Source organism: Thalassospira marina (genome assembly GCF_002844375.1).
Classification (GTDB): Bacteria; Pseudomonadota; Alphaproteobacteria; order Rhodospirillales; family Thalassospiraceae; genus Thalassospira; species Thalassospira marina.
In genome coordinates, this window is sequence record NZ_CP024199.1 from 3,116,104 (window position 1) to 3,140,605 (window position 24,502).

General features: G+C 55.6%; 22 protein-coding genes. 8 read left to right on the top strand and 14 right to left on the bottom strand.

Annotated elements, in window-relative coordinates:
- Positions 1-127: 127 nt before the first annotated feature.
- The 8 genes from CSC3H3_RS14250 to CSC3H3_RS14285 form a co-directional block, all read right to left on the bottom strand.
- Positions 128-1,486, bottom strand: a complete 1,359-nt coding sequence (locus CSC3H3_RS14250) for a FecR family protein (RefSeq protein WP_157831901.1) — start codon at positions 1,484-1,486, stop codon at positions 128-130.
- A gap of 96 nt (positions 1,487-1,582) precedes the next feature.
- A complete protein-coding gene (locus tag CSC3H3_RS14255; protein ID WP_101285246.1) occupies positions 1,583-2,116 on the bottom strand; it encodes an RNA polymerase sigma factor in 534 nt (177 codons plus the stop codon).
- A 258-nt stretch (positions 2,117-2,374) separates the two neighbouring features.
- Positions 2,375-2,842 (bottom strand): preQ(1) synthase, encoded by a 468-nt coding sequence (gene queF / locus CSC3H3_RS14260; protein WP_101264735.1) that lies wholly within the window; start codon positions 2,840-2,842, stop codon positions 2,375-2,377.
- A 25-nt stretch (positions 2,843-2,867) separates the two neighbouring features.
- Entirely contained in the window at positions 2,868-4,010 is a 1,143-nt protein-coding gene (gene tgt / locus CSC3H3_RS14265) for a tRNA guanosine(34) transglycosylase Tgt (RefSeq protein WP_101264736.1), read from the bottom strand.
- Entirely contained in the window at positions 4,007-5,065 is a 1,059-nt protein-coding gene (gene queA, locus CSC3H3_RS14270; protein WP_101285247.1) for a tRNA preQ1(34) S-adenosylmethionine ribosyltransferase-isomerase QueA, read from the bottom strand. The genes tgt and queA overlap by 4 nt, the downstream gene beginning before the upstream one ends.
- Before the next feature lie 48 nt (positions 5,066-5,113).
- Positions 5,114-5,674 carry a queuosine precursor transporter gene (locus tag CSC3H3_RS14275; RefSeq protein ID WP_101285248.1) on the bottom strand — a complete coding sequence of 187 codons (561 nt, stop codon included), beginning with the start codon at positions 5,672-5,674 and terminating at the stop codon, positions 5,114-5,116.
- A gap of 233 nt (positions 5,675-5,907) precedes the next feature.
- Positions 5,908-7,446: an inorganic phosphate transporter gene (locus tag CSC3H3_RS14280; RefSeq protein WP_101286248.1), complete on the bottom strand. Its 1,539-nt coding sequence runs from the start codon at positions 7,444-7,446 to the stop codon at positions 5,908-5,910.
- A gap of 186 nt (positions 7,447-7,632) precedes the next feature.
- Positions 7,633-11,187, bottom strand: coding sequence for an AsmA family protein (locus CSC3H3_RS14285; RefSeq protein WP_101285249.1), 3,555 nt, complete (start codon positions 11,185-11,187; stop codon positions 7,633-7,635).
- A gap of 406 nt (positions 11,188-11,593) precedes the next feature.
- Here CSC3H3_RS14285 and CSC3H3_RS14290 point away from each other — a divergent pair, with 406 nt between their 5' ends.
- Complete coding sequence (locus tag CSC3H3_RS14290) at positions 11,594-12,460, top strand: DUF2189 domain-containing protein (protein WP_101285250.1); 867 nt, start codon at positions 11,594-11,596, stop codon at positions 12,458-12,460.
- 211 nt (positions 12,461-12,671) lie between these two features.
- On the opposite strand, the gene CSC3H3_RS14295 is transcribed toward CSC3H3_RS14290, so the two are convergent.
- Positions 12,672-13,403, bottom strand: coding sequence for an SDR family NAD(P)-dependent oxidoreductase (locus CSC3H3_RS14295; protein WP_101285251.1), 732 nt, complete (start codon positions 13,401-13,403; stop codon positions 12,672-12,674).
- 102 nt (positions 13,404-13,505) lie between these two features.
- On the opposite strand from CSC3H3_RS14295, the gene CSC3H3_RS14300 reads away from it, so the two are divergent.
- From CSC3H3_RS14300 to CSC3H3_RS14310, 3 genes are all read left to right on the top strand, one after another.
- Positions 13,506-13,886 (top strand): winged helix-turn-helix transcriptional regulator, encoded by a 381-nt coding sequence (locus tag CSC3H3_RS14300; protein ID WP_101285252.1) that lies wholly within the window; start codon positions 13,506-13,508, stop codon positions 13,884-13,886.
- A gap of 122 nt (positions 13,887-14,008) precedes the next feature.
- Positions 14,009-14,671 (top strand): HAD-IA family hydrolase, encoded by a 663-nt coding sequence (locus tag CSC3H3_RS14305; protein ID WP_101286249.1) that lies wholly within the window; start codon positions 14,009-14,011, stop codon positions 14,669-14,671.
- Positions 14,672-14,731: 60 nt separating this feature from the next.
- The gene (locus tag CSC3H3_RS14310) at positions 14,732-15,688 is read left to right on the top strand and encodes an agmatinase (protein WP_101285253.1); all 957 of its coding nucleotides are present in this window, start codon (positions 14,732-14,734) and stop codon (positions 15,686-15,688) included.
- A 69-nt stretch (positions 15,689-15,757) separates the two neighbouring features.
- On the opposite strand, the gene CSC3H3_RS14315 is transcribed toward CSC3H3_RS14310, so the two are convergent.
- The gene (locus tag CSC3H3_RS14315) at positions 15,758-16,657 is read right to left on the bottom strand and encodes a DMT family transporter (protein WP_172963428.1); all 900 of its coding nucleotides are present in this window, start codon (positions 16,655-16,657) and stop codon (positions 15,758-15,760) included.
- Between the two features lie 248 nt (positions 16,658-16,905).
- On the opposite strand from CSC3H3_RS14315, the gene CSC3H3_RS14320 reads away from it, so the two are divergent.
- The 4 genes from CSC3H3_RS14320 to CSC3H3_RS24850 all read left to right on the top strand — a co-directional run bounded on the left by CSC3H3_RS14320 (position 16,906) and on the right by CSC3H3_RS24850 (position 19,900).
- Positions 16,906-17,826 carry a LysR family transcriptional regulator gene (locus tag CSC3H3_RS14320; RefSeq protein WP_101285255.1) on the top strand — a complete coding sequence of 307 codons (921 nt, stop codon included), beginning with the start codon at positions 16,906-16,908 and terminating at the stop codon, positions 17,824-17,826.
- Complete coding sequence (locus CSC3H3_RS14325) at positions 17,810-18,907, top strand: lipid A deacylase LpxR family protein (RefSeq protein ID WP_101285256.1); 1,098 nt, start codon at positions 17,810-17,812, stop codon at positions 18,905-18,907. The genes CSC3H3_RS14320 and CSC3H3_RS14325 overlap by 17 nt, the downstream gene beginning before the upstream one ends.
- Before the next feature lie 92 nt (positions 18,908-18,999).
- Positions 19,000-19,551, top strand: a complete 552-nt coding sequence (locus tag CSC3H3_RS14330; protein WP_215907508.1) for a MerR family transcriptional regulator — start codon at positions 19,000-19,002, stop codon at positions 19,549-19,551.
- 40 nt (positions 19,552-19,591) lie between these two features.
- Positions 19,592-19,900 (top strand): carboxymuconolactone decarboxylase family protein, encoded by a 309-nt coding sequence (locus CSC3H3_RS24850; protein WP_281262545.1) that lies wholly within the window; start codon positions 19,592-19,594, stop codon positions 19,898-19,900.
- A gap of 99 nt (positions 19,901-19,999) precedes the next feature.
- On the opposite strand, the gene CSC3H3_RS24425 is transcribed toward CSC3H3_RS24850, so the two are convergent.
- The 4 genes from CSC3H3_RS24425 to CSC3H3_RS14350 form a co-directional block, all read right to left on the bottom strand.
- Positions 20,000-20,995, bottom strand: a complete 996-nt coding sequence (locus CSC3H3_RS24425) for a hypothetical protein (protein WP_157831902.1) — start codon at positions 20,993-20,995, stop codon at positions 20,000-20,002.
- A 354-nt stretch (positions 20,996-21,349) separates the two neighbouring features.
- Positions 21,350-22,135: a hypothetical protein gene (locus tag CSC3H3_RS14345; protein ID WP_133125775.1), complete on the bottom strand. Its 786-nt coding sequence runs from the start codon at positions 22,133-22,135 to the stop codon at positions 21,350-21,352.
- 47 nt (positions 22,136-22,182) lie between these two features.
- Positions 22,183-22,443, bottom strand: a complete 261-nt coding sequence (locus CSC3H3_RS24855) for a hypothetical protein (protein ID WP_157831903.1) — start codon at positions 22,441-22,443, stop codon at positions 22,183-22,185.
- 476 nt (positions 22,444-22,919) lie between these two features.
- Positions 22,920-24,323, bottom strand: a complete 1,404-nt coding sequence (locus CSC3H3_RS14350; protein ID WP_101264749.1) for an FAD-binding oxidoreductase — start codon at positions 24,321-24,323, stop codon at positions 22,920-22,922.
- Between the last annotated feature and the right edge of the window lie 179 nt (positions 24,324-24,502).

The window sequence follows — 24,502 nt, forward strand, 5'->3', positions numbered from 1 at the left end:
GCAAATGACTATGATAACTGTTATCATTTGCTGTTGATCATATGACGAAACCCGCCCAACGAACTTGCAGCAGATTTTTCAAAAAAATTGCATAAAAGTTTTTTGGGGTGAGGTTTAAGGCGTTAAATCAATAGATTAAGGTTATGACCGGCGTTGAAATAACGCTGGCCGGTGTTGTTTTATCAATCGATTTCAACAGATCATCAAGGTCATGGAAATCGAACACACCACTAACCTTTAGCGACGCCAAATCCTGATTGACCAATACAATGCGCCCTTTGCGATAACGCTGTATTTCGGCAATAACGGTATTTAGCGGTTGCTGGTTGAAAATCAGTTTGCCGCGCAGCCAGGCACTTTGCCCGGCATCATCAAATGCCCGAACGGTGCCCAATCGCCCGCTGGCATCATAGGAAACCTGCTGCCCGGCCAATACATGCACGCCATCATCGCCCAAACCTTTGGCAACGACATTCGTGCTGACGGCAGATGTGTTGGCATCCGGCATATCGGCCTTTGATGTGCCCCCATCGCCATTGGCCGCAGATACCGCAACAATCCCCTCACTCACCCGGACATAAACGGCGTCATCGCCCAATGCCACGTCATAGGATGTACCAACGGCACGCGCCTGCCCGTTTCCGGCAATAACAACAAAGGGCCGGTCGGGGTTTTTATGCACATCAAACCGCGCCTCGCCAGCCTGCAAATGCACCTCGCGCCGGGTCGGTGTATAATTCACCGACAGGGCCGAAGCGGTGTTCAGATGCACAACCGTGCCATCAGCCAGGGTGATATTTTGCTGTTCGCCAATGCCGGTGGCGTAATCGGCAAACAGACCAGAAACCGGCCCAACCATGCCCGGTACAATCCCGGCTGCGGCCCCACAAACCAGCACCAGAAAAACCACCATCCACAAGGCAGCGCGGCCACCAAAACCAGTGCGGGTGCGGGCACCGGCACCAACACTCGTACCAGCGCGACGGTAACTGGCCACTACCGCGCCGTTAGGGGGCACGGCATATCCGCCCTTCCCATCGTCGTTTGGAGCCTGTGGCACCGCATCCTTGTGGCTTCCACGCACGCTTGCCCCGGCAATAGTTGCATTCGGGGATGACACGGGTCTGTTTTCAGACCGGCGCTTTGACATTGACGTACTGGCAGAACCATCCACCCCGGCAACGCCTGCAAAGTTAGGCGTGTTAACAGCATTCTCGGGCGCCGCGTCGCCAGCCCCCTGCCATTGCCTTGCGGTGGCCGTGCGGCCAATACCATCAAACAGGGTGCGGGCATCGGCCATGGCCTGCATATGGTCGGGCGATTGCGCCAGCCAGTGCTGATATTGCTGCTGCATATCGGGCGTGACCTGACCGGAAGACAGTTTTACCAGCCAGTCAATCGCGGCATCGCTAATGTCCTGCCGGGTTTCTTCCTGGTCCGCCGACCGGGTTTTAAGCGGGTCCTGCCCGTCTGAATTTCTAGTCACCGGCTTGTTCCTGTTTTCTGGCCTGCGATCCAACACAGAAAAATCGGCCCCTTGAAATATAGACGTTCGGGCGCATCAAAATCGGCAATTGAAATTTCATTTATTTTGATCCGCCCGCCAAAGTTCATCGCGGCATTGTTGCAATGCGCGGGCAATATATTTGGCAACCATGCTTTCCGAAACCCCCAATTCCTGTGCAATGCGGGCATGGGAAAAGCCATCAACCCGAAACATCAGCAATGCACGGCGCGGATTTTCCGGCAGGCGGTCCAATGCGCGGTCAATCAATGCCAGTTGCTGGCGGCCCATTACCGTGACTTCGGGCGATGGTTTTGGGTCTTCGACCTGTTCGGGCACCAGCCCGGCATCGGGGTGGCTGCTGGCAAGGTGGCGTTTTTCACGGCGCATCCAGTCAATGGCAAGGTTCCCCGCAACGCGATAGACATAGGCACGCGGATTATCAATTTTGCCATCACTCACCGGGGCGGATGCCAGGCGCAAATAGGTATCCTGGGCGATATCGGCAGCACGTTGCGCATCCCCGCCCATACGGCGGGTCAGAAACCGGACCAGATGGTCATAGTTTTCCTGAAAAATGCTGATCAAAACCGACGCTGTATCGCGACGCATCTAACGGGCCTATCCTGCGCAACCAAACAACCCCTTATGCTTTCGGAGGGGAATGACCTTCTGCATAACAAGAACACCCCGCCCTCGCAATGAGAATAATTATCAATCCTAAAATCAACGCAAAATAAAAGCAGGAAGACCGAAACCTTCCTGCTGTAGGGTTATTCAATTTTGTATCAGTCTGCGATCAAAAATGAATAATGGCCAAGGGCGTATTGCTGCGGATCAAACCGCGCAAAACGCCCTGCCTTTTCAAATTCAACCGCGCCCGCGATAGGGGGCGACACCCTGATCAGGGATCCAGACACCTTCGGGTGCCGGGCCGGTCTGGTAAAACACATCAATTGGAATGCCGCCGCGCGGATACCAGTAACCGCCAATACGCAGCCATTTCGGGTCCAGCGTTTCGACAATGCGTTTGCCAACCTTGATCGTGCAATCTTCATGGAATGACCCATGATTACGAAACGAGGTTAAAAACAGCTTCAGCGACTTGCTTTCGACCAGCCAGTCTGCCGGGACATAATCAATCACCAGATGGGCAAAGTCGGGTTGGCCTGTGATCGGGCACAGAGACGTAAATTCGGGTGCGACAAAGCGCACGCAATAATCGGTTCCGGCCTGCGGGTTTTGCACCCGTTCCAGTACGGCTTCTTCCGGGCTTGCGGGCTGCTTGGTATCGCCGCCCAGCATCGTCAGGTTCTGGTAAATGCTTTCATCAGCCATGATCAATTCCTTGTTAGGGCCTGGCTTAATCCTGGATCATCGGCACAGGATCAATATCCCCGCCTTCCTGACCGGCATAAAAATCCCTGGCAAACGCTTCCATCCGGCCTTCATCGATGGCATCGCGCATGCCCTTCATCAGGTCCTGGTAATATTGCAAATTATGCCAGGTCAGCAGCATTGCGCCCAAAATCTCGTTCGCCTTGATCAGATGATGCAGATAGGCGCGCGAATATTGCGAACAGGCCGGGCATGAACATTGATCATCAAGCGGGCGGTCATCATCGCGGTGACGGCCATTTTTAAGGTTCACCGTCCCCCGGCGGGTAAAGGCCTGGGCATTACGGCCCGAACGGGTGGGCAATACGCAATCAAACTGGTCAATCCCGCGCATGACAGCCCCGACCAGATCGGACGGTTTGCCAACGCCCATCAAATAACGCGGTTTGTTGGCGGGTAGCATATCAACGCAGAAATCCAGCGTTTCAAACATTACCTGCTGGCCTTCACCAACGGCAAGCCCGCCAACCGAATGGCCCGGAAGGTCCAGTTCGGCCAGCTTTTCGGAACTTTCACGGCGCAAATGTTCAAACACACTGCCCTGCTGAATGCCATAAAGGGCATAACCCTCACGTTCGACAAAGGCATCGCGCGACCGTTTGGCCCAGCGCATTGACATACGCATGCTTTCGGCCGCCACTTCCTCGGTTGCGGGGAAAGGCGTGCATTCATCAAAGGCCATGGTGATGGTCGACCCCAGCAAATGCTGAATTTCCATCGAACGTTCCGGCGAAAGCGAAAATTTGCGTCCGTCGATATGGCTTTTGAAGGTTACACCTTCTTCGGTGATTTTGCGCAAACCTGCCAGCGACATCACCTGATACCCGCCACTATCGGTCAGGATCGGTTTGTCCCAATTCATGAATTTGTGCAAACCGCCAAGGCGGGCAATGCGTTCGGCACCGGGGCGCAACATTAGATGATAGGTATTACCCAGCAAAATCTGTGCGCCAGTGGCCGCGACGCTTTCAGGCATCATGCCCTTGACGGTGGCAGCCGTCCCCACCGGCATAAAAGCCGGGGTTTCAATAACGCCATGCGCGGTGTGAATGCGCCCGCGCCGTGCCTTGCCATCCTGTGCCAGCAATTCGTATCGAAATTCGGTCATGACTTTTTCAGTGCTTCAACTTTGTTGGCGCATTCCAGAAGCGAACAGTCGCCATAGGAATAGAAACGGTATTTCTGCGCAATTGCATGGTCATAGGCCGCCTTCATGCGCTCAAACCCGGCAAAGGCCGATACCAGCATGAACAGGGTCGAACGCGGCAGATGAAAATTCGTCAGCAGCAGGTCAACACCGCGGAATTTGTAACCCGGCGTAATAAAGATACTGGTTTCGTTTTCAAACGGTTGAACAATACCATCTTCATTGGCCGCACTTTCCAGCAGGCGCAGCGACGTTGTGCCCACAGCCACAACACGCCCTCCTTTGGCCCGTGTTTCATTGACCAGTGCGGCAATTTCCGGCGAAATGCTGCCCCATTCGGCATGCATTTTATGATCATCCGTATCGTCAACCTTGACCGGCAAAAATGTGCCCGCCCCCACATGCAGTGTAATGGTCCGGCGGAGAACACCGCGCGCATCCAGATTTGCCAGCAATTCGGGGGTGAAATGCAAACCTGCGGTCGGCGCGGCAACGGCACCGTCATGCTGGGCAAAGATCGTCTGGTAATCGTGACGGTCCTTGTCATCGCCCCCGGCCTCACGGCGGATATAGGGCGGCAGGGGCATAACGCCGTATTTTTCCAGCGCGGCAATCAGGTCAGCACCGGCAACATTGAAGCGCAACAGCACTTCGCCGCCGTCTTTTTTGTCCATGACTTCGGCTCCGAAGCTGTCATTGACCTTGAATATCTCACCCACGCGCAGCTTTTTCGCCGGTTTGGCAAAGGCGCGCCATTGTGCCAGGCCTTCCTGTTTGTGCAGGGTGACTTCGATTTTGGCATCGCCGCGTTTGCCAAACAGGCGCGCGGGGATCACGCGGGTATCATTTGAAATCAGCAAATCGCCGGTGCGCAAAATATCGGGCAGTTCGCGCACGATACGGTCATTCATCTGACCGGCGCTAAGGTCCAGCATACGGGCGGAATCACGAGGGTCAGCCGGATGTTCGGCAATGCATTCACGGGGCAGTTCAAAATCGAACAGATCGACTTTCATTGTTTTTCCATCTTGGCAGTGTCAGGACACCACAATCAACAGGCGGGATCAGGCGTTGGCGGACTGGGCAGCCATGCCGCCATTGCGGCCCACCGGACGAATGACCGACATCAGCATGCGGAAAGGTGCAAGGCAGGTCATCGCCATAATCATCTTGGCCGAAAAATCACCCAGCGCCCATGTATGCCACGGCAGGCCGGTCCCGGCAAATGCGATCGAGAAAAACAGGGCGGTATCGAGCATCGAGCCCACGGTGGAGGAAACCAGCGGCGCCTTCCACCAGCTTGCCTGACGCAGGCGGTCAAACACGGTAACATCCATCAATTGCGCCACCAGAAATGCCGTGCCCGATGCCAGGGCAATGCGGGTATCGGCAAAAACCAGTGACAGCACAACCGCAATGGCAAAGCCCGACAAAACCACCATGCGTGCCGCCTTTGCGCCACGGGCACGGTTGGTAAGGTCCGTCACCAGAAAGGCGACAGGATAGGTAAAGGCGCCAAAGGTCAGCCAATCGGCCAGAACGCCGGGCAACGGATATTCGACCAGGATGTTCGAGGCGACAACCGTTGCGGCCATTGCCAGAATGCCTGCAATGATGGCTTTCATGTTTTTTGAACCTTTTGGTAAAACCCGCGCATAACAAATCTCGCGGTGCCGAAATTCGGAACGACGATGCGCAAAATGGGTCGCAAAAATAGTGCGCGCTGTTTACGCCCCGCACCCTGGCGGGTCAAGCGAAAAAACAATGGCCGGGGCATTCAAAGAATGCCCCGGCCATTGCCGCAGATCGCGCGTTTGCTCCGGGGATTATGGAGAAACGCTGCGAAAGGTAACGCTGATCACATCATCATGCCGCGAATGGTAAAGTACAGAAGTGCGCCCAGAAACGCCCCGGCAGGAACCGTCACCACCCAGGCGGTTGCAATCGTCAGGGCATAACGGCGACGCACCAAAAGGCGTTTGCGCAATTTGCGTTCTGCCCGCTCGGCCAGGCCGGGGTCAAGCTGGCGCAGGGCTTCGATATCCTGGCTTTGCGCATCCATGCCTTCAGTGCCCCCAATCAGCATGGGCGGCGGCGGTGCATCGTTAAGGCGGCGACGGTGGCTTAGGCTTTCACGCAGGAAGCCAACTCCAAAAACCGCGCCCACCGCAATGTGTGTGGAACTGACCGGAAGACCCAGTGCAGAGGCAACAATCACCGTAAGTGCTGCCGACAGCGCCACGGTATAGGCACGGATCGGGTCAAGCTTGGTGATTTTGCTGCCCACGGTTTTGATCAGCTTGGGACCAAACAGCAGCAAACCAGCCGAAATACCCAGCGCACCAATGATCATGACCCACATGGGAATGGGGGCGGAGGTAACAATTTCGCCCTTGTCCACGCCCGACACAATCGCGGCAAGCGGGCCAATGGCATTGGCCACATCATTGGAACCATGGGCAAAGGACAGAAGGGCTGCCGATACCACCAGCGGAATACGAAACAGCGAGGCAATTTCCTTGCGACGCCCGGTCATATCCATCGAGGCGCGATAAACCGCCTTGCGAACCGGCCACAGGGTAAGGGCAAAGGCGGCAATGCCGATCATGATGATGGTTACGGTATCGGCCTTCCAGACCTTTTTGATCCCCTTCATCATCAAATAAACCGTGAAGGCCGCGACCATGAAACTGACCAATAATGGCACCCATTTGCGCGCCGCGGCAACGCGGTCCTCGACAAACAGCACCTTGAATTTGATAAAGGCAAGGAAGCCTGCGGCAATAAGCCCGCCCAGAATTGGCGAAATCACCCAGCTTGCGGCAATGGCGCCCATATTGGACCAATGCACGGCATGGGTGCCAACAGCGGCCATCCCCGCCCCCATCACACCGCCCACAATGGAATGCGTGGTGGAAACCGGTGCGCCAAGATAGGTGGCAAGATTTAGCCACAGGGCGGCAGCCAGCAAAGCCGCCGTCATCACCCAGATAAAGGTTTGGGCATCGGGCATTTGCGACGGGTCGATAATACCGTTTTTAATGGTACTGACCACATCGCCCCCGGCCAGGATGGCCCCGGCAGCCTCGAAAATGGCGGCAACAAAAAGGGCGCCAACCATTGTCAGCGCCTTGGAGCCGACAGCCGGCCCGACATTGTTCGCCACGTCATTGGCGCCAATATTAAGGGCCATATAGCCCCCGATAACGGCAGCCGAAATCAGAAAGCCACTTCGCGGGAGCCCCCCCATGTGGAAAGCTACAAATGCGCTGCACGCCAGCAGGAAAACAAGCGACAGACCAAGTTTCGCACTTAGCGACGCCGTAGCACCTACACCGGCGTCCATCCGCCGCTGCCATTTCAGGTCCTTATCGAGCGCCGTTTTTTTCGCGACCATATCAACCATAACCTTTGCAGGGGAATCGACGGGCGGATCATGTCGAAGCAATCATGATTTGTTAAGGTTTTTTTGCAGATTTGTGTCAATCAGCTGTATTCCATGCCCTTTCAAACAAAAACGGCCCCGGAAAACCGGGACCGTTTGCAAGATCATCAAGACTGTGAACCCAGGATTTAACCGGATTTAGCGACCGAACTGGTTTAACAGCCCTTTAAGCACACCCTTTGCCGCATCCTTGGCCTTGTCGCCATCGGACTGGGGCTCGCTGCTGTCAGACGATTTACCGCCCAATGCTTTGCCCAGCAGGTTTTCCAGGGTCTTCACCGCGACCTTGTCCATACGGCCGCTAATGGCGGGATCATCGATTTTGCCTTTGGCGTAAACGCTAAAGGGTGGCAGATCGTTGATTTTTTCGGAAAAATCAAAATCGGCCTGGGTATCCATAATCCAGTTGGGAAGGTCGAGGGTCGCATCGGCATCAGCCGTACCCACGCGCGATGTGGCATCAACACGGGTGGTTTTTGCAACACCATTGGTAATCTGCAAATCGGCATCAAGGGTGCGCAGCAGGTCGTTATTGCCAACACCTTCAACCACCATCGCCGCTGGCCCCTGACGCAGCAGCGCCTGCAGGTCCAGTTTGGGGTCGGCGGAACGTTTATCAGCGTTGCTAAAGCGGATGTCTTTGAGGTTGAAGTTTGCCGTACCATTCAATGCCTTTACCAGCGCACGCGAGCTTTTGCCCGTGGCGGTAACGGTAAATTTAGTCCCGGCGATCCCGGTTACGTCATCATTGGCAACCCGGATCGGGAAGACCTTGGCAACATTGGCGTTATCAAGGTTACCGGTCAGGTCCAGCTTGGGAACATCCTTGCTGGCATCAAAGGTGCCCGAAACTTTAAGCGGGCCATCGCCAAGCTTGCCGGTCAAATGATCAATGGTAATAAGGCCCTTGTTCATTTTCACAGACAGGTCCGGGTTCACCAGCGAGAAATGGTCGTAATCAAGCTGGTCCATGACAATGGAAATGGTGCCATCGATCAGGCGCAGGGCCGAAACATCGATAACATTATCATCCCAGGGCGTGCCATCACGGGCATCAACACGGGTCAGCATGTCATTGTCAAAGGATGGCAGTGCCGCCCGGCGCATACCGGTGCGCGGCGTTTCAAGGGCGGCACGCTTGGCCGCAGGCAGGAACGGATCCACCCGGAGCTTGCCACCTTTAAGGTTAACATCAAGATTTGTCCGCTCGCCCGAGGCATCCATTTTAACAGCGCCTGCGGTTTCAAACGTACCTACCGCCAGTTTGGCAATGGTAATGGCAACGTTTTTGGCATTACCATCCACCTTGCCCTGCAGGGCAAAACGGCCAAGATCACCCGATGGCTCATAGGTCGGTGCGATCAGCGGCAGGGCACGGTTAAGACTACCGGCCTGGGCATTGATATCGCCCGTTAAGCCCGGCGCATCGCCCAGCAAGCCAGAAACCTTGCCTTTCAGGGAAACCTGCAGGGTGGAATTCGACAGGCTGGCATCAATATCCGGGCCGCTCATGGCGCCATTAAGGGCAACATCGGCCTTCATCGATTTATAATTGGTTGCCGGGGCTGGCAGGGTAATCCCCGTCAACTTCACCAGCGGTTCCAGGTTTTTCGCCGTGACACCCAGTTTCAGGTTTTTGAATTCGGGAACGTCCTTTTGGCCCAGAAACGCACCACTGCCCTGAACCGACATGCCCGCAGCATCGGCCACGGCAAGGTTTTTAAGGGTAATGTCACCGCCACGCAGGCTGCCTTCAACCGAAATACCGCGAATGGCCACACCCGATGAAATGACTTCATCAGCGCCAATGCGGTAATTCGCCGCAAGGCCATTTAACGGTGCCAACGCATCGTGAATGGTTTTAACCAGGTCTTTTTTGGCACCGTCTTTGGCAGCTGTGTCGGCTTTTGTTGCATCGGCCTTGGCCGCGTCACCACCTTTGGCGGCATCGCCACTGCTGGCAGCGGGTGCGGGCGATACATATTGATCAAGATTGATTTTATCGAGCTTCAAACCAATGCCAAGGGCAGGCAGGCCTTCGCTATCAAGGTTGGCAACAATGGCACCGCGAATGGCGGTATCATCCAGGCGCATGTCGACATTGTTGATATTGATCTGGTCAGCGCTACCTTTAAGCCCGCCCGTCAGCGAGAAACGGCGCAAACGGTCCGCGCGGACACCTTCAACATCCACACCCAGCCAGCGCATGACAGCACGGATATTTTCCGATGCAATTTCATAACGCAGATCGGCACTTGCCTGCGGCTTGGCCCCGGAAATGGAACCAAAAACCTGCAAATCCGTACCGCCGGGAAGGCCCGCAGAAACTTCGTTTAATGTGATTTTGCTATTCGCAATGCCTGCATTGATCCGTGCATTATGAACCGGCGTCTGATTATAGATCAGCGATTCAACTTCCAGATCAATTGATCCGGTCAGATCAGCGGGGATCAGTGGTGCATTGGCCGAGGCCGACGCATTTTTACGCCCTTGCGAGGGAATGGACTGTCCGCCTGATTTACCCTGTGCGTCCGCCGCCGGGGCATCCGCCGGTTTTGCTGCCGGTGCAGCACCGTCCTTATGCCCGCCCGATGCATTGGCCAGCGCCATGATGGCATCAAGGTCAAGCTGGTTGAAACGAAGGGCCAGATCGGCCTTCATTTTGGGTTCGGTATTGACCGAAAGCGCACCTGAACCACGGGTATCACCAAAACGAACGGCAAGGTCATTAACCGTTACCGCCTTGGCATTGGCAGCAAGTTTACCGGAAAGGTCAAATTCCTTGGCGGCAACATCGGGAATTTCGGCGTCATCGCCCGCAATACGCAGGGCCGCCTTGCGCAGATCCTCGAATTTGCCATTGATTTCGCCGTTGAAATCGGGCGCATCACCTGAAAGATCCACCTGCCCGCCAACATCAATGCCGCCATCGACCTCGTCAATACCAAGGCGAACCGAAACCGGGAAAGCGCGCGTCTGGCTGATTTCACCAACATTCAGCTTAAAAGTCAGCGGGATGCCGCGATAAAAAACATACCCTTCGCCGGTGGCCGGGCCATTCAGGCTGTCGGCTTCCACACTCAGGGTCAGGCCTTCAATGCGTTCTTCGGTACCGGGCGCACGGTAAATGATGGTGGCATTTTCGATCGACAGGCTATCCACCCGGACCGAGCTTGCAAGCGAGCTTTCGCCACCGTTATCCGCCGGGGCAGCCGCCTTGCCATCTGTGGCGGGGGCCGTTTGTGCCGGCTGGTCTTCGGGGTTGTTGATGGTGCCGGCATCGGGGCCGTGGCTTTTGGCATCGTTGGGATCAAACACCAGGTTATTGGTGCCATCCTCGAAACTTTCAATGGAAACAACCGGGTCGATCAGGCGGACCTGTGTGACCTGGATTTTGCCAGTCAGAAGCGGCATCAGGGCAACAGAAACCTGGACTTCCTTGACTGTGACCATATTTTCATCGGTTGCGTCTTCGACGTTGCCCAAAACGGCATCTTCAACCGACAGGGCCGGGAAAGGCAGCAATGAAAGGGACAGATCACCACGCAGTTCAAGATTGCGGCCGGTGGCTTCGCTTACGGCTGTTGTGACATCGGACTTGTAACTGTTCCAGTCAATCAGCGAGGGAATAACCAGCAGGGCAGCGATAATCACCACCACCAAAGCGCCAATTACAGCGAGTATCTTTTTCAAAGTTTCGGCTCCGCTTTCTTTTTGCGCGCAATCTGTTGGGACGGCCCAATCAGAAATTTTCCATAGAAACCATTATCATACAGGCCCTGATTTGCATTGCAGCAGAAAATGGCAATCTTTTGGTTGTAGGGCATCACTTTGCCCAATGCCCGCCGGACTGTGACGTGGGGCACACAAGCCCATATCAATCAAAACGTTCATTGCCCTTTTAAACGATCATCCCTGTTACGTGTTCCGCCTATCATTGGTTTATAATGATGCACTGGAAAAACCATCAATAGGTGCTAATATACCTGTTGAATAAAAAACAAAATACCCACCCGGGCCACCACCCGCATGGTCCGGCAGGACAATCAGGGTTGTATCTGCTGTCGCGTGAACCGCTTCGGCGCAGGGAGGATATATAATGACTGATACCACAGCTCCGAATGTAACGCCCCCGACCGACACCATCGGCGATGAAACCAGCCAGGCCCTGCATGGACAGCGTGGCATTTTCATTCGTGAAGTTACCAGTGACCAGTCCGGCAAATGGCTTGAGGCTGGCTGGCGCGATTTCAAACGCACACCTGCCATCGGCCTGACCTATGGGGCGTTTTGTGTATTGGCGGGCTATGTCATTTTGCTTAGCCTTTTTCAATCCGGTCAGCCGTATTTGACGCTGCCCCTTGGTGCGGGCTTTATGCTGATTGCACCGCTGATTGCCGTGGGCCTTTATGAAACCAGCCGCCGCCTTGAAATGGGCGAAAATGTTACGCTTTGGCACAGCCTGAACGGCTTTCGCCGCAATCCCGGCCAGCTAGGCGCGATTGGCGTGATTTTGATGCTGTTTTTCCTGTTATGGTCCCGGGTGGCGATGCTGTTATTCGCGCTGTTTTACAATGGCGATGTGCCCCCGCTTGATACCCTTATCTGGCAGACGTTTTTTTCACGGGATGCCATGGCATTTCTCATTACCGGGTCCATCATTGGCGGCGGATTTGCAATTGTCGTTTTCGCCATTTCGCTGATTTCCATTCCGCTGCTTGTTGATCGCGATATTGATGTCATCACGGCATTATCGCTTAGCGTAATGGCCTTTCGCCGTAACTGGCGGGTACTTACGGGCTGGGGGGCGGCCATTGCCGTGCTGGCGGCCTGCGGCATGTTTGTTCTGCTGCTGGGGCTGGCGGTTGTAATGCCGCTTTTGGGGCATGCAAGCTGGCATGCCTATCGCGGGCTGATCGACACATCCCAAGCCGATGCCCCGCGCCTGCGCCGCGCCGTTCCGTAATAAAAATCGAATAGCAAAAACCAAAACAGGCCGGGGCATTCACTGTCCCGGCCTGTTTGGTGCTGCTCAACGCGGCACGGCGCTGGTGCTAGGCTACCTGCCTGAACCCACGGCCTTTTATCCGACAAACGAATGCCCAAAACAGAGGGTTACAGGCAGGCAGCGATATGGTGCCTGTTGCGATCAGAACCGCATCGCCGGATATGGCGCGTCAGACCTGCGCCATACCGCCATCAATGCACAGCTCGGCCCCAACGACAAAGGTGGCTTCGTCACTGGCAAGGTACAGGGCCGCACTGGCGACTTCTTCCGGGCGGCCAAGGCGGCCAGCGGGGATCTGGGCGGTCAGGCTTTGGCGCATTTCATCGGAAACGGCATCAAACATGGCCGTATCAATGGGGCCCGGGCTGACGACATTGACGCGAATGCCTTTGGGGGCCAGTTCAGCCGCCCAACTGCGCGCAAAGGACCGGATCGCGGCCTTGCTGGCCCCATAGGTGCCATAACCCTTGATGCCGACCATCCCGGCGATGGAACCAATCAGCACAATTGATCCCCCCTGCGACATTAACGGCACCGCCGCCTGCGCGGCAAACACCGGTGCACGCACATTCAGGCCAAAGATGCTGTCAAAATGATCGGTATCAAGGCTTTCAAGCGCGCCATAGCCCGACATACCGGCATTGATGACAAGGATATCAAGGCGACCATGATCCTTTGCAACCATGCCCATCACGCCAGCAAAGGCTGCCGGGTCCGAGGCATCGGCCAGGATCGCGTGGCAGTTATCGCCAATAGCCCGGCAGGCATCATCCAGGCTTTGCTGTTTACGGCCGGTGATGATGACAGTGGCATCCTCGGCGGCAAAGCGTGTGGCAATTGCCAGGCCAATGCCGCTGGCTCCCCCAATGATCAGGGCGGTTTTTTGCGTCAGTCGTTTCATCGGAATAATCCTTATGCTGTGAATTTGACGCAAAGATATAATTTGTATATTTACGGTCAATAATGCACTTAATATAGCGTAGATATACAGGATGATATCGCCATGCCCGCCAATAGCGATGAAGCGCTGGTCAATGTTTATCAAACCCGACCGATTTTGGATCAGATCGCCAATAAATGGTCGATCCTGATTTTAACCGTGCTGTGCTATCGCCCGGCCCGTTTTAATGAATTGATGCGCCGCCTTGATGGCATCACACATAAAGCCCTGGCCGATGCGTTAAAAAGGCTGGAACGTAACGGCCTGGTAAACCGGCGTATTTTGGCAACCACCCCCATCGGGGTAGAATATTCCATTACGCCACTGGGCAATTCCCTGAAGGGGCCGTTTGAAGCCCTGTATGACTGGGCCACCACACATGGCCCCGCCCTGAGCGAAGCACAACGCCAATATGACGACGCCATCGAAGCCGTCAAAGAATAGGCAGGTCTGCGACGCACCAATTGCTTGTCACCTAGCCATCGGATAGTACTTGCAGGCAGGCATCGTGATGCAACCTGAACGGCCACAAGGTGCGGTCAGGACACATAAATTTGGGGAAAACCATGCGCGGGCAACGTTTTGCGGCCTTTCTGTTTGATATGGACGGCACCATTGTTAACAGCATCGAAATTGCCGAAAACGCCTGGGGTGACTGGGCACGCCGCCATGGCCTGAATGTTGCCGAGGTCACACATGCCATGCACGGCGTGCGGGCCGCAGAAACCATTGCCCGCTTTGCCCCGCCTGGCACCGATATTGACCAGGAGGTTGACCTTCTGACCGAGGCGGAATTTCAGGCGATTGATAAAATTCGCCAGATTGGCGATGCAGCGCGATTTTTATCATCCCTGCCCCGCGACCGCTGGGCCATTGTCACATCCGCCCCGCACCGCCTTGCCAGCCAGCGCATCACGGCCGCAGGCCTGCCCATGCCCGATATTCTGATCACTGCCGAAGACGTAACAGCAGGCAAACCGGCACCGGACTGCTTTTTAGCTGCGGCCAAACGTCTGGGTTTTGATGCCAGCGATTGCCTGGTGTGGGAAGATGCCCCGGCAGGCATTGCCGCCGGAAAAGCCGCAGGCGCAAAGGTGATGATTGTAACCGAAACCCACAAAGCACCAGCCGATGTGCCGGGCCAAAGCATTATCAATTACAGTAACCTTGCCTGCGACCAGGATGCAGATGGCAGCCTGATTTTACGCGACATGACCGTTTCGGGATAATCGCCACCACCATCACGAACCAGTCCCCACACGCCCACGCCCCACATGCAGGAACGCCCCATGTCCGAAGCCCCATCATCACATCACGCGCAAAATGCCCCGGCAGCCGCCCCCGGCCTGACCTTTTTGGGGCTGCCGGCACAATTGGCAAATAGCACAAAACCAAAGGCCGTTATTTTTGGTGCCGGGCATGGCAGCACCTATCCTGGCAAGGACAGCAGCGGTTATGCCAGCGCCGCCGATGCCATTCGTGTAGCCAGCCAGGAAGATGCAGCGCTGATCACGCATTGGGATTTTGATTTGGGCGGGCCGTTATTTAACGGCGGCGATGTTAGCTGCACCGATATTGGCAACCTTGCCACGGCAATGGGAAATAATGCGCAGAACCGGGATTTGGTAACCACCACCACCCGGAATATTCTGGCGCAATCGGCCGTTCCCATATTACTGGGCGGTGATGATTCCCTGCCGATCCCGTTTTTTGAAGGTTTTGCCAGCCACGGGCCGATCTGGATTGTACAGATTGATGCCCATATTGACTGGCGTGATGAATTGCACGGCGAAAAATATGGCTATTCCAGCCCCATGCGCCGTGCCAGCGAAATGCCCCACATTGCCGGCATGGTGCAAATTGGCCTGCGCAGTGTGGGCAGCGCCCGCCACGAAGAAATTTCTGCGGCACAAAATTTTGGCAGCCGGTTTGTTACCGCGCGCGATATTCACCACCACGGGATCGAGCCCGCACTTGCCCATATCCCCGAAGGTGCCAATGTCATTATTACGCTGGATTGTGACGGGCTGGACCCGGCCATCATGCCCGGCGTTGCTGCCCGCACACCGGGGGGATTAACCTATATGCAGGTGATCGACCTGATCGCAAGCATTGGCAAACGCGCCCGCATTGCCGGTTTTGACCTGGTGGAGTTTTATCCCCCCAACGATATCGATGGCATGTCGGCCCTGGTGGCATCGCGCCTGCTGGTCAATGCAATTGGCGCAATTGTGCGGCAGGATTAACAAGCTGCCCAAACCGGTTTACGGCATTGCAGGATTTCATCCGCAATGCCGTAAACATTTGATTGATAATTAGTCGGCTTTGGCAGATGCAAGTGCGGCCTTTTTCCCGCCGGGACGCACCAGAAATGTGCCCAGCACCACGCAGCCCAGTGTGACCAGCAATTCGGGGCGCAAAGTTTCACCAAACAGGGCAACCCCGCCCACCAGTGTCGTCAGCGCCATCAGATAGCCAATCTGGCTTAGATAAACCGGGCCAGCAACACGTTGCAGTTCAAAGTGGCACATATACATCAGGGCGGCGACCACCACCTGCAGGGCAATAATCGCCACCAGATAGGTGTGGTTAAAATCAGGCACCAGCAATTGGTCACGCCCCAGTTCAAAGAACAGGCAGTAAACCGCACTTGCCAGCAACATGCCCGCCGCCAGCGGTACCGGGCGTGCGCCCACCGGCCAATCTGCCGTGCGATAGACATTGCCAATGGCCAGACTGACCGGAATAACCGCCGCGGCCAGCAAATACCCCAGAATGGTGCTATCCGGTGCAGTTAATTGCGGCACATACAAAAACAGCACGCCAACAAACCCCGCCATCAAACCCAGCATCCGCGCCAGGCGGGCACGTTCCAGCCCAATGCACATCGACAGCAGATAGGTGATCAAGGGCGGCATCGCTGTAAAGATACCCGCAAGCGCGGCACCAAGATGGGGCACCATGAAATAGCCAACCCCCATCGGCAAAGCGAGACTCACCAGCCCCGCAATGAAGTAATAGCGCAAATATCGTGGCGCGAAGGACGGTACATCACCACGCAGTGCCGATATCACCAGCAAAACAAGCCCCGCACCCAGACATTGCCAGAACAGATAGGAAAGCGGTGTCATCCCCGCGCCCACCGCCAGCTTTGCCAGCAAAATGGATGTTCCGCCCAATATGCCGGCACCCAGCAGCAATAATAATGCTTTCATCTTCGCAACTTTCCAGCTTGTCAGAAGGCCGGTTCGCCCTGTGCCATGGCCCGGCACCTCGTACGGGGATTTGGCACATATGTCGCAGGCATTTTTTTCGTGTAAAACCGCCTGCATGCGGGAACCATTGCCTGTGTTGATCCTTTTCATAACGGGCAGACTAGCACAGCGGTTTTTGCGGATCGTGCCGTGTTTTCGCCCCAATTTATTTCCATTATGGAAATAATAACGGGGACTTTAGGGACCAGATGGACAGATTACGCGGACTGGAATGTTTTCGCAAAATTGCCGAGAGGGGCAGCTTTGCCGCCGCAGCGCGCGACCTTAACATGTCGCCCGGCGCAATCACCAAACAGATCAACGCCCTTGAAGACATGCTGGGCGTGCAGCTTATTTCGCGCACCACCCGGCGGCTGAGCCTGACCGAGGCGGGTGAAACGTATCTGGGGCGGGTCAGCCTTATTCTTGATGATATGGATGATGCCAATGAAACCGTGCGCGACCTGGGCCAGGGCCCACGCGGCTGCGTGCGTATTGCAGCACCAACATCCTTTGGGGTGCTTAAACTTGCCCCGGTGATTGGCAAACTGCTAAATGCCCACCCCGATCTTTCAATTGATCTGGTCCTTGATGACAAATTCACCGACATCATTGATGAAGGCTTTGATATAGCGCTTCGGGTTAGTGAAACGCTGGCGGATTCATCGCTGATGTCACGGCGGATCTGCAGTTATTCCCGTGTTCTGGTCGCAAGCCCGGATTACCTTGCCAGCCACCCGCCCATCACCTGCCCGCATGACCTGCTTGATCATGACTGCATCCTGTTTAGCAGCGCGCAACGCACCGGCCTTTGGCATTTTACCAGCCCCGATGATGGTGCAGAAATGGCAATCGAGGTTTCCGGGCGTTACCGGGTTAACAGCAGCCTTGCCATGCGTGATGTTTTAACCGCTGGCAGCGGCATTACCTTGACACCATGGCTGGTTGTGGAAGACCTTGTTGCCCGGGGGGAACTGGTTTGTCTGCTGACTGAATATCTGCCGCGCAGCCTTAATCTTTATGCATTAAGTGCACCGCACCGGCACAAGCTTCGTAAAATTCGCACTGTTACCGATTTTCTGGCTAAAGAGCTTCGTTTGGAAAACCGCGATCATGCCCCAACAGAATAACATCCGTGCCCGCCTGCCGCTGGCGGCATTTTTTTGTGCCTCAACCCTTTTGGCCGGCCTTGTCGCCCTGCCCGCAAGTGCGCAGGAAAACACCGCCAAAGGCCCGCAATCCCAACGCACCCCCGATGAAAAATGGGGTGTTTCGCTGTCTGTGGAAAATGACCTGTTTGTCGAAAACAACCAGGACCGGCATTTTACCAATGGTGTACGCTTGGCCTTTATCTCGCCCGAGGATAGCGCCCCGGCCGATTTTCTGAATGTCGCCAAGGAAGTTCCGTTTTTTGCTTCCAACGGGCGCATTCGCACCAGTTATGCGCTGGGGCAAAGCATGTTCACGCCAAGCGACATCGAAATTGCCGATAACCAGCCCAATGACCGCCCGTGGGCCGGGTATCTTTATGGCAGTGTCGGCCTGCTTTCCGATACCGGCCTGGGTTATGAAGGCCACGAAGATTACGCCCGTATCGACACCCTGGAACTGACCCTGGGTGTGGTTGGCCCCGCATCCCTTGCCGAACAAAGCCAGAAATTCGTCCATAAGCTGATCGACAGCCCCGAACCCAAGGGCTGGGATAACCAGATCAAGAATGAACCGGTGATCGGCATCAGCTATGAACGCAAATATCGCGGCTGGGCCAAGCAGGAATTGCTGGGCGTTGAGGCAGATTTGACACCAAGTGCGGGCTTCACCCTGGGCAATGGTTTTACCAATGCCGAAGTGGGTGCCATGGCCCGCATTGGCGTGGACCTGCCTGCCGATTACGGCCCCCCGCGCATTCGCCCCAGCCTGCCGGGATCGGACTTTTTTAAACCCGACACCGAAGGCTTCCCGCTCAGCGGGTATCTGTTTGCCGGGGTGGTGGGGCGTGCGGTTGCCCGCGATATCACGCTGGATGGCAATACCTTTGCCGACAGCAATTCGGTCGATAAAAAGCCGTTGGTGGGCGATTTGCAGGTGGGTTTTGCCGTTATTGTCGGCGAGGCACGCATTACCTACACCCATGTCTACCGCACCAAGGAATTTTATGGCCAGAACGGCACGGACCAGTTTGGTGCCATCTCGCTTTCGATGCGGTTTTAACAAATACCAGCAGAAAACCGCTTGACCTGGAGCGCGCTCTAACCCCTAGCCTTCTTTGCGTTCCGACGAGAAGGCAAAGGAAACAGCCAAAAATGAAGATTGGTGATCTGGCAAAACGCAGTGGCCTGTCTGCCCATACGCTTCGTTATTACGAGCGTATCGGGCTGCTGCCCTATGCCGATCGCGATGCATCAGGCCAGCGCGATTATGATGAAACCATCCTGATCTGGATCGAATTTCTAGGCCGGTTAAAAGAAACCGGCATGCCGATCCGCGATATGCTGGCCTATGCAAGTTTGCGCAATGGTGGCCCCGCCACCGAACAGGCCCGCCACGATATTCTGCTGGCCCATCGCCGCCAGGTGCAGGCAACCATCACCAGTCTTCAGGCAAACCTTCTCGTCCTTGATCAAAAAATCGCGGGTTACGCCGCGACAATGCCAAGGACGCATGATGATGACACCACACAAAACACACCAGCAACCAACACCAAACACATCCCTCAGCCCGGCCAACAGCGCAACGCCTGCTCCAACTCCGGCGCAAGCGCCACAGACTTCTCAGGCACAAATTCAGACGGCCGAGGCATTAGCGACCACCGAAACCCGATACCAGCGCGGCCAGCGCGCACTCGCGGAAATTGACGGTGAAGCTGGCCAGAAGGTAATTGATGCCCTTGCCGATATCGCCCCGGATTTTGCCCGGTATGTTATCGAATTTCCCTTTGGCGATATTTATACCCGCCCCGGCCTGTCCTTGCGCGAACGTGAAATTGCCACCATCGCCGCACTTTGCGCATTGGGCAATGCAACGCCGCAGCTCAAGGTGCATATCCATGCCAGCCTTAATGTCGGCCTGACGCGCGCGGAAATCACCGAAACCCTGATGCAAATAGCGGTCTATGCCGGCTTCCCCGCCGCACTGAACGGCCTGTTTGCCGCAAAGGAAGTTTTTGCCAGCCACAACGAAACAAAGGCACAATCCAAGGCGTAATAAATCCCCTTTGCCCGAACAAACAAAAAGCCCCGCTGAAAATAATCCAGCGGGGCCGTTCTTTAGACTGCGATCTTACGATATCAGACTGCCTGCACCTTATGATTTAGGTGTCGTCGGGCTGGCCTCGTTATCCTGTGCGGCACTTGTCGCCACTGGTTCAACATCATCAAACCCGTCATTGGTGGTATCAACCGAGTCTGCGGTTGTTGTATTTGCCGCCGTTTGAACGTCCTGGGAATTCACCCCCTGAACCGTAGAAACCTGGGTTGTAATGTTTGCCGCCTGCGACGGTGCTGCCGCAACTGCCGCTGTAGTGATCGCGGCTGCCTGCTGGGGGGCTGCCGTTGCCGCAGCCTTTGCCACCACCGCCGCCCGAGACGGATCAAACCGGACCGCAGCAGTTGTAATGTCAGCCGCACGGTCTGGTGCCGCCGTCACGGCAGCCTGTGTAATCTCTGCCACAAATTCAGGCCTTACCGTTGCGGCTGCGATCGTGATTTCTCCTGCTTTGTCTGGGACACTTGCCACTGCAGAAGCGACAATAGTGACAACAACCAGACCATTTTCCTCTTTCACCTCAACACTGCCGCCTCCCGCAACGGCGACTGCTGTTGACGTAATCGTCGCAGCAGCATTCGGATTACGCTTGATTGCATATGAAGTGACAAGTCCCGCGATATTGGGCGAAAGGCCATCTTGAGTTTTTTGACGACCCTGCAGAACCTGCTGAACGACCTGTGCCAGAGAAACAGGGTCCGTTGACGCATCATCGATCGCTGTCTTTTCAGCATCACTAAGTGACGCGGCGTTATTATTTGAGGCAACAGCAACAGCCACACCAGCCGCCGCTGCCGCTGCGACACCGACCGCCAGCGCACCGGCTGTAATACCACCTGCAGCAGCACCGCCGGCCGCACCAGCACCGGCAGCAACGGCTCCAGCTCCAGCCCCAGCCCCAGCTCCACCACCACCTTGTGCAGCTGCGCCCGCTGCCGCGGCACCTGCAGCCTGTGCCCAAACGGATGAGGCATTTACCGCAACCAGACTACCGGAAAGCGCGGCAATCGCAGCAAGTTTGAATACCCGGTTCATAAGCCAAGCCCCCAATTGAACGACAAAAAATAAGCTTAAAAACAAATTTAAAATTCAAACAATATTACCTTTAATTGCAAGAAATATCAATCGCACAATTATAAAACTGCATTTGTTGTACCAATCATGGCTGCTGCATTCAGGGACGCCCAAAGTAGCGATACATATCCGCACCAGTTTTAATGCCAGCCTGTTGCGCGATAAAATCACCGCGCCAGCCAGGCTCAAAACGCGATACAAGAAGGGATAATTCATTGTCCCCTTGCAATCGGAACCAACAAAAAGCCCCGCTGAAAATGATCCAGCGGGGCTGTTCTTTAGACTGCGTTCATACGATAGCAGACTGCCTGCACCTTATGATTTAGGTGTCGTCGGGCTGGCCTCGTTATCCTGCGCGGCACTTGTCGCCACTGGTTCAACATCATCAAACCCATCATTGGTGGTATCAACCGAGTCTGGGGTTGTTGTATTTGCCGCCGTTTGAACGTCCTGGGAATTCACCCCCTGAACCGTAGAAACCTGGGTTGTAATGTTTGCCGCCTGCGACGGTGCTGCCGCAACTGCCGCTGTAGTGATCGCGGCTGCCTGCTGTGGTGCAGCCCTTGCCGCGGCTTGTGCAACGGCTGCGGCCTGGCTCGGGTTATTTTTAACAGCGGCTGCCGTAATATCGGCCGCCCGGTCCGGCGCGCCCTGGACTGCCGCATTGGTAATCGCAGCCAACAGCTCCGGCGCCAAACTGGCGGCTGCCGTCGTTACTGCGCCAGATTGATCGGGTGCTGTATTTGCGGCAACGGCCACAACCGTCACCACAATCTGACCGGTTTTTTCATCCACAACAACACTGTTCCCCTTGGTAACAGCGATGGCAGTAGTTACAATCGTGGCAGCGGCATTCTTATTGCGGCTGATGGCCAGTTTTGCCAGTTGAGCCGCTACCGAAGTCGTATATGAAGCACCGGCCCCCGTCTGCTGTTGCCGGGCTTGAATAATCTGCTGCACAACGGCTGCAAGCGATGCCGGATCCGTGTTGGCATTATTGACAAGCTGTATTTCTGCGGCACTAAGAACTACTGGCGCTGTAGAACTCGAGCTCGGACGCTGACTATTATCAACCGCAACAGCACCAACCGTCGCAGCCAAAGCGGCGGAAGCAACCGCCCCAAGCGTCCCGGCTGCGGCTGATGCCGCTACGCCCGCCCCTGCTGCACCGGCACCTGCAGCGCCTGCGCCAGCCGCAGCACCAAAAGCAGCTCCTGCTCCAGCTCCTGCTCCAGCTCCTGCTCCTGCTCCTGCTCCTGCTCCTGCTCCTGCTCCTGCTCCTGCTCCTGCTCCCGCAGCACTAGCTCCGGCTCCGGCTCCGGCTCCGGCTCCCGCAGCACCGGCTCCTGCACCAGCACCTGCACCACCAGTCTGAATGGCCGCCCCACCAGCACCAGAAGCCCCCGCATCCTGCGCCCAGACGGGTAACGTATTTACCGCAACCAGACTGCCAGAAACCGCTGCAATCGCAGCAAATCTCAATACCCGTTTCATTGATCGTGTCCCCATTTAAAAATAAAAATCGCGACAGCGCGAAAAACTCTTCCCTTATTAAATTTACCGTAAAAGGCTAAAACAGCAACCGAATAAAACCACCGGAAAACACCTCAAAAATTGGGTCCGCTTGTTGCATTTATTTATCAATAAAACATTTTCTCATATGCGTGACAAAATGGATGAATATGCATATGTCCCCATGAGCAAAAGACGGAACGGCAATGGTTTGCGTGTCTCAGCCGCGCAATGCCACAATGGGGAATTACAGCGTTCAAAAGCGCTACGGTGCTGGTATTGTCCCCACGCAGCAATCTTCTGACTTCGCCCATAAAAAACGCCACCAGATGGGATATCTGGCAGCGTTTTGCATCTTCAGTAAGATGTTTTATCAGGCACCGGGCACGAGCTTGCCCGGGTTCATCAGGCCTTTGGGGTCGATGGCATGTTTAATCGCCTGCATGATGGCGATGGTATCGGGGCCGTGTTCGGCCTCCATAAATGCCAGTTTGCCATAACCGATGCCATGTTCACCCGTACAGGTACCGCCCAGGCGGAGCGAGCGCATCACCATGCGTTCGTGCAAACGATGCGCTTCGGCGACTTCTTCAGGTTTTTCCGGGTCCAGCAGAATGAGGGTATGGAAGTTGCCATCACCCACATGTCCAACCATCGTACAGGTCAGGATCGAGGCATCGCAATCTTCGCGAGTTTCCATGATGGCTTCGGCCAGGCGAGAAATCGGCACGCATACATCAGTCGACATGCCGCGTTTGCCCGGTTCCAGCTGCAACGAGGCATAATAGGCCTTGTGCCGGGCGGCCCACAATTTGGTGCGGTCTTCAGCACGGGTTGCCCACTGGAAACCTTCGCCGCCAAATTCTTCGGCCACCGATTGCACAAATTCCGCCTGTTCCTTCACCCCGGCTTCGGTGCCGTGGAATTCAAAAAACAGGGTCGGTTTTTCTTCGTAACCGGTTTTGGAATAATTATTCACCGCACGAATTTGCAGGGCATCAAGCAGTTCGATGCGGGCAACGGGGATGCCTGCCTGAATGGTCATGATCGTGGTGTTTACCGCGGCCTCGACCGATGGGAAGGCACAAACGGCGGCGGACATGGCCTCGGGGATACCATAAAGCTTCAGGCCGATTTCGGTAATCACGCCAAGAGTACCTTCGGAGCCGACAAAAAGACGCGTCAGGTCATAGCCAGCTGATGATTTACGCGCACGATGGGCAGTTTTGATGACTTTGCCTTCGGGGGTTACGACGGTCAGCGACAGAACGTTATCGCGCATGGTGCCATAACGCACCGCATTGGTGCCCGAGGCACGGGTAGCCGTCATCCCACCGATGGAAGCATTTGCCCCCGGATCGATCGGGAAGAAAAGGCCGGTATCACGCAGATGTTCGTTAAGCTGTTCGCGCGTGACGCCGGCCTGAACCCGGCAATCAAGATCGTCATTGTTGATTTCAAGGATCTTGTCCATGCGCGACACATCAATACAAATGCCACCGCGCAAGGCCGCGACATGCCCCTCCAGCGACGAGCCAGTGCCAAAAGGCACGATGGGCACATTATGGGCTGCACACAGCTTGACCGTTTCGGCAACGTCTTCGGTCGAGGTTGCGAAAACCACGGCATCAGGCGGTGATGCATCGTGCCAGCCTTCATCCTTGCCATGCTGATCAAGAACGGCCTGTGCCGTTGAAACGCGATCCCCGAATTTTTCGCGCAGGGTTTCAATCAGGCTGGCCGGTACCACGACCCGTTCATAATGATGATCCGACATGACGTTCCTCGTATAGGTGACTTGGGGCAGGCTGATCTGCCCGGCATTTTGCCCACCCTACGACGTCACATTGCAAATTGGTATTACCTTTTCGCACCCCGGCGCAAAAAACCGCCCACGCGAACGCAGGCGGTTTATTTGCAACGCCCCAATTCAAATGACGGGCGAGGTTACGTGCG

What these genes read in the sequence shown, in the direction of transcription:
- CSC3H3_RS14255 (WP_101285246.1), bottom strand. Translation starts at nt 2,116, where the DNA reads ATGCGTCGCGATACAGCGTCGGTTTTGATCAGCATTTTTCAGGAAAAC.
- queF (WP_101264735.1), bottom strand. Translation starts at nt 2,842, where the DNA reads ATGGCTGATGAAAGCATTTACCAGAACCTGACGATGCTGGGCGGCGAT.
- tgt (WP_101264736.1), bottom strand. Translation starts at nt 4,010, where the DNA reads ATGACCGAATTTCGATACGAATTGCTGGCACAGGATGGCAAGGCACGG.
- queA (WP_101285247.1), bottom strand. Translation starts at nt 5,065, where the DNA reads ATGAAAGTCGATCTGTTCGATTTTGAACTGCCCCGTGAATGCATTGCC.
- CSC3H3_RS14275 (WP_101285248.1), bottom strand. Translation starts at nt 5,674, where the DNA reads ATGAAAGCCATCATTGCAGGCATTCTGGCAATGGCCGCAACGGTTGTC.
- CSC3H3_RS14280 (WP_101286248.1), bottom strand. Translation starts at nt 7,446, where the DNA reads ATGGTCGCGAAAAAAACGGCGCTCGATAAGGACCTGAAATGGCAGCGG.
- CSC3H3_RS14290 (WP_101285250.1), top strand. Translation starts at nt 11,594, where the DNA reads ATGACTGATACCACAGCTCCGAATGTAACGCCCCCGACCGACACCATC.
- CSC3H3_RS14295 (WP_101285251.1), bottom strand. Translation starts at nt 13,403, where the DNA reads ATGAAACGACTGACGCAAAAAACCGCCCTGATCATTGGGGGAGCCAGC.
- CSC3H3_RS14300 (WP_101285252.1), top strand. Translation starts at nt 13,506, where the DNA reads ATGCCCGCCAATAGCGATGAAGCGCTGGTCAATGTTTATCAAACCCGA.
- CSC3H3_RS14305 (WP_101286249.1), top strand. Translation starts at nt 14,009, where the DNA reads ATGCGCGGGCAACGTTTTGCGGCCTTTCTGTTTGATATGGACGGCACC.
- CSC3H3_RS14310 (WP_101285253.1), top strand. Translation starts at nt 14,732, where the DNA reads ATGTCCGAAGCCCCATCATCACATCACGCGCAAAATGCCCCGGCAGCC.
- CSC3H3_RS14315 (WP_172963428.1), bottom strand. Translation starts at nt 16,657, where the DNA reads ATGAAAGCATTATTATTGCTGCTGGGTGCCGGCATATTGGGCGGAACA.
- CSC3H3_RS14320 (WP_101285255.1), top strand. Translation starts at nt 16,906, where the DNA reads ATGGACAGATTACGCGGACTGGAATGTTTTCGCAAAATTGCCGAGAGG.
- CSC3H3_RS14325 (WP_101285256.1), top strand. Translation starts at nt 17,810, where the DNA reads ATGCCCCAACAGAATAACATCCGTGCCCGCCTGCCGCTGGCGGCATTT.
- CSC3H3_RS14330 (WP_215907508.1), top strand. Translation starts at nt 19,000, where the DNA reads ATGAAGATTGGTGATCTGGCAAAACGCAGTGGCCTGTCTGCCCATACG.
- CSC3H3_RS24425 (WP_157831902.1), bottom strand. Translation starts at nt 20,995, where the DNA reads ATGAACCGGGTATTCAAACTTGCTGCGATTGCCGCGCTTTCCGGTAGT.
- CSC3H3_RS24855 (WP_157831903.1), bottom strand. Translation starts at nt 22,443, where the DNA reads ATGCGGGGGCTTCTGGTGCTGGTGGGGCGGCCATTCAGACTGGTGGTG.
- CSC3H3_RS14350 (WP_101264749.1), bottom strand. Translation starts at nt 24,323, where the DNA reads ATGTCGGATCATCATTATGAACGGGTCGTGGTACCGGCCAGCCTGATT.